Raw genomic sequence first — 4,539 nt, 5'->3', positions numbered from 1 at the left:
CACCCCTCGCGACCCCGCGAACGCCAGAGCCATCTCCAGCCAATCCGGCTACGGCTGGCTCGGCGCCAAACAACGCGCCACCGACCCCGGCTCCGCCCTCACCCTCATGGGCGCCCGCCTCTACAACCCCACCACCGGACGCTTCACTAGCATCGACCCCGAACCCGGCGGCAACACCAACGCCTACAACTACCCCAACGACCCCATCAACATGTACGACCTAAACGGAAGATGGTGGCACAGGCCAAGGTGGATGCACCGTGTCGGTAGAAATGCCTACTGGCGGTACGCGTACCATTCCACGTGGACTGCAGGTTACATATTTGCGATGGGAAGCGGGTATTCACAGGCCCGGGGAGTGTATCGAGGATACCGATTCTACCGATCGATGCGCAGAAGTGGTTACAGAGCTTCGTTCCGGGCATGCGGTCGTAGTTACTGGAGGTGCGGACTCTCGGGCCTTGCAACCTATTCCGGGGCCCGAGACGTCTACCAGTCCAATAGACGATCCGGACGCGCAGGTAGAGTCGCGCTCAGGCCATACACGCGCTGGGCAGGCAGGTATTTCACAGCTCTCGGTAGGGGGTACAGATGAGTTCCGCAAGGCGAGATGATGCCCTGAGCAACCGAGACATGGCGATATATCTACTCCTATTCGCCATCTGCCTCCGCGTAGTAATCTCGGAGGATTCGTGGTTCAGATGGGTCGCGTACCCAGTGCTACTCATCGTCCCTCTGCTCCTAATTCGTGAACTCATGAAGCGCCGTGATGAGCGAGTCGGCGAATCGAAGGAAAAGCAGAGCGAGCCTAAGAAAAACGGGGAACAGGATTCATAGGCAGAGGAATGGCTCAAACAAGGTTCCCACACAGGGGCCGCGCTCGCCAGATGCCTGCCGGGCGGCGCTCCCCGTGCTGTGCCCCCACCGGGGGGGTCAGGTCCGGGATCGGATCCGGATCGCGGCCGGATGCGCGAGGCGCCGCCGTTGTGCTGTGGCTGTCACGGCGTCTCAAGGGCGTGGCAGTCGTCCGCGAGCGCTGACGCGCCCCTGGGGCGCCGGAAGTTGCCATCGGAGGGCCTGGTCGGAGGCGGGGAGATGTGCTTGGGGTTCTGCAAACGCTGCCCTTTGGCCTGGGCGGACTCTACGTGCACACGCGGAAGCATTACCACGTCTGGCGACCGTCTCGGACTCGGTCGAACATCGCCAAGGAGTGGTCCATCTCGTGCGCGATCACGCTCTTGCGCAGATCGCCGTACGACCTACGCGTGAAGTCGGTCGCTCCCGGTCCGCTCCGGTTCGCGTAGGCCCCAGCCGACGCAGGTAGGGGCCTTGGCTGTTGGGGGATGACGCCGCCGCTCGGTCCGCCGGCGTCTCCGGCGTAGCTGGCTCGTTCGATTCAGCTTGTCGATCAAGCCAGCGGTACTCATTGAAGAACGAGAGGATCGGATCCCGTCCCGGGGGCCGCAGCGGCCGAGATCGCCGAGGTGCTCGGTCAGTGGCGCAGTCATCTCTTCACTCGCCCTGCCCGTATGCGTTGCGAGGCTGTCGCTCGAGTGCGAGATCTTGATTCATACAACGCGCAGGGGGGTTTCTCGTTGCGTGCGTCGTTGCCGAGGTGGCCGTGATTTGAGGGTTTCTTCGATCACGTCGGCGGCGGTGGTGTCGATGGCGGTGCTGGCGGAGATGTACTGCTGGGTGGTGACGATAGAGCGGTGGCCCATGCGTTCGCGGAGGCGTTCGATGTCGACCTTGTGGGATCGCGCCAGCCATGTGGCGTGAGTATGGCGAAGGTCGTGGAAGACAATTCTGCCGGTGAGGCCGGCCCTTTCTACGGCTGGGAGCCAGAAGTTGCGTCTGAACCAGTCTCGGGGCAGGTGATCGGTGAGGTTCTTGCCGCGCTTGCTTGGACGGGGTTGCTTGCGGTCCTTGCCGCTCGCGCGGCGCTGCTGGCGGTACGTGGAGATCGCGTGGCGGCACCAGTCGCATCGGCATGCGCCGAGGCCGTATCCGGCGATGGTGCCGTGGTCATAGGTTCGCCCCTGTCGGTTGGGTGAGGTGCGGCCCAGGTTGGCGGGTGCGAGCGGTGGGGTGGCCTCCGCGGCGGTCAGTTCCGCAGTCTGCAGTTCTTGCGCGAGCCGCGAGAGGGGGAACAGCAGGTCGTCATCGCCGATCGCGTGGTGATCCATGTAGTCCAGCAGCTTGTCGGTCATGGCTACGGACAGGCCCACTTTGCGATCGCGTCCGCCTTTGGTCATGTCCTCTACGTAGAACCGGCCATCGTCGTTGGCGGGGTTGTCTTCGGCGCCGATGTCGATGACGGCCCGGGTGAGGTCCAGGTAGACGCGGTCCTCGACGTCGGGGTCGTCTTGGATGTCGCGGCCTCTCAGTTCGGTGATCTCGCCCCAGCGGCAGCCGCTTTGGAGGTCCAGCTCGACTAACATCTTCGAGGCAGACCCGGGCAGGGCGGCGATTAGTCGGCCGGCGTCTTCGGGGATTAGGGCGCGGATCCGTCGCGGTGGCGATTTGGGAGTGCGCACGCCGACGCACGGGTTGATGACGAGGTAGCGCAGGACGACGGCGCTCTGCAGGATGCCGGACAGATGACCTTTCCAGGTCCGGATCGAGGAGGCGGCGTAGCCTGCATCCTTGAGCCGGCGGACCCATCGAGCGACCACCTCGGGCGTGATCTCCATCAGTTGCATGTCGCCGAATTCAGGATTCAGTTGAGCCCGGATGGTGTCTCGGTAGGCGGAGAGCGTGTTGGCGCGGGGGGCTGCAGCGGTCTCGAGGAATATCTCTGCGAAGTCCCGAAACGGTGTCCTTCCCTTGCGTGGGTCGGCATGTGTCCCGGTGCGCATCGCGTGTACCTGTTCTTGCCACGCTGCTTCTGCTTCTTCGTGCGTGTCGAAAGTGCCGGCAGAGACGTACCGTCCGTCGCCGGCCAGATAGAGCCCGGTGTACCGGGTCCCCTTGACCCTGACTCTGTCCTTGACGTATCCGAGGCGCTGCCTCCGTGCCACGCGCATCCCCCTGCTCGCACCCTGGAGTGGTCCAGGGATGGTCCAGCGAACTACCTGACACGCCACTGCATCAGCCGACACCGTGATCCACGGAAATGGGCGCTGACCTGGGCGAATGAGGCAATTCTAGCACGCGCGCCGAAGAATGGAATCGCGTTCGCATCGAGGGGGTCAGGGGTTCAAATCCCCTCAGCTCCACTCAAGATCAACACGAAAGCCCAGGCCGTTTGGCCTGGGCTTTCGTGTACGGGTGTGCGACTCCCGGGTCTTCGGCTGCGGTTCAGGGCGCCCAGCCGCCCGGTCCGTACCTGTCGTAGATCAGGTGACCGGTGCGGAAGATGCCAACCCAGGCCAGAACGAACCAGACGACGGCGCTCACGCCGATCGCCACGCCGCCGACCTGGTGGCCGGTGTAGAAGATGAACGTCGGCGTGAGGAACAGAACGAGGGCGACGCCGAGCACGATCTCGCACGCGCGGTGGAGCGAGATGTCGGCGCGGTCCAGGTACCACAGTCGGGTGGCGACCAGCAGGCTCGGCGCCCAGACCAGTGCCACCAGGACGTAGACGATGTCCCGTGCGGTGGTCATTCCGCATGCGTCGAAGATCAGGACGCCGCCCGCGGACGCGGCTACCAACAATGGCGGCCCGATCCAGGCGACGAGTCGCCGCGCACGCGATGTAGTGACCTCCGGTGGAGTCAAGGTGTGCATGCGGCACCTCCGTGACGGTCAGGGCACCCAACCCCTAGCCTACGGTCGTCCCCCTGAGGATGCGCCAGATCTCCGACTCGGCGTCGGCGCGCTCGCCGGGGATTTGCACAGTGGGCCGCCCGACGCGCGTCCTGGGCAGACTCGTGCCGTCACGCCGGGACGTGCTTGCGGCGGACTTCTGCTGCGGCCATCAGTCGCTTGACACTCCTGACGCTCAGACTGTGGGCGACGGCGAGTGACGCGGCGGTCGAGCCGGCCTGGTAGGCGGCGATTGTGTCGGCGCGCGTGCGCTCGTCGAGGCGATCTCGCAGGCTCCATGGCCGCTTGACGCCGGGCGAGCAGCGGGGACGACGTCCGACTGATGAGCGTTGACGCAGCGTTGCAGGTCAGCCGACTGCCTGGTGTGCGAGTAGGAGGTGAGCACCTCCACTGAGTCTGCGCAGGTCAGAGGCTGGTTTCGAGGATCTTCGGACTGGCCTCTTGATCGTTTGTCCGCAGATTTGTCCGCAGGATTCGGCGGCATGGCGCGGATCCGGGTGCCTCGCTGCGGACGGGCCATCGGCGGCGTTTGGACACGCCTCGGGCCGTCCGCGCGGTGGCGGGTGGTGGCCGATGAGCGCAACCGGAGCGGACCAGGGCAGCCAGGCGTCGTCGCGGTCGTTCGAGGGCTTGGCGCAAGTGTCGATCATGATGGTGATCGGGTTGGCCGCCGGGGCTGGGAGCTTCACGCACGTTCACGATGTCGCGAAGGCGCATGGTCAGGAGGGGTGGCTGGCGTGGGCGGACGCCGTCGTCCTGGAGTTGATG

General features: G+C 65.0%; 4 protein-coding genes. 2 read left to right on the top strand and 2 right to left on the bottom strand.

All coding sequences use genetic code 11. The features are described 5' to 3' along the window. The first annotated feature begins 31 nt into the window (after nucleotides 1–31). Nucleotides 32–595, top strand: a complete 564-nt coding sequence (locus AC08OU_RS22805; RefSeq protein WP_476605759.1) for an RHS repeat-associated core domain-containing protein — start codon at nucleotides 32–34, stop codon at nucleotides 593–595. 973 nt (nucleotides 596–1,568) lie between these two features. Here AC08OU_RS22805 and AC08OU_RS22800 read toward each other — a convergent pair. Together AC08OU_RS22800 and AC08OU_RS22795 are read right to left on the bottom strand one after the other, a co-directional pair. Beyond that, complete coding sequence (locus tag AC08OU_RS22800) at nucleotides 1,569–3,020, bottom strand: tyrosine-type recombinase/integrase (protein WP_476605758.1); 1,452 nt, start codon at nucleotides 3,018–3,020, stop codon at nucleotides 1,569–1,571. Nucleotides 3,021–3,300: 280 nt separating this feature from the next. After that, the gene (locus AC08OU_RS22795; RefSeq protein ID WP_476605757.1) at nucleotides 3,301–3,609 is read right to left on the bottom strand and encodes a hypothetical protein; all 309 of its coding nucleotides are present in this window, start codon (nucleotides 3,607–3,609) and stop codon (nucleotides 3,301–3,303) included. A 735-nt stretch (nucleotides 3,610–4,344) separates the two neighbouring features. Here AC08OU_RS22795 and AC08OU_RS22790 point away from each other — a divergent pair. Further along, the coding region (locus AC08OU_RS22790) for a DUF2637 domain-containing protein (RefSeq protein ID WP_476605756.1) at nucleotides 4,345–4,539 on the top strand (195 nt) is incomplete at its 3' end.

It is taken from the genome of Frankia sp. CcMO1, assembly GCF_977945845.1.
This window is presented reverse-complemented; position numbering and strand designations above follow the sequence as displayed.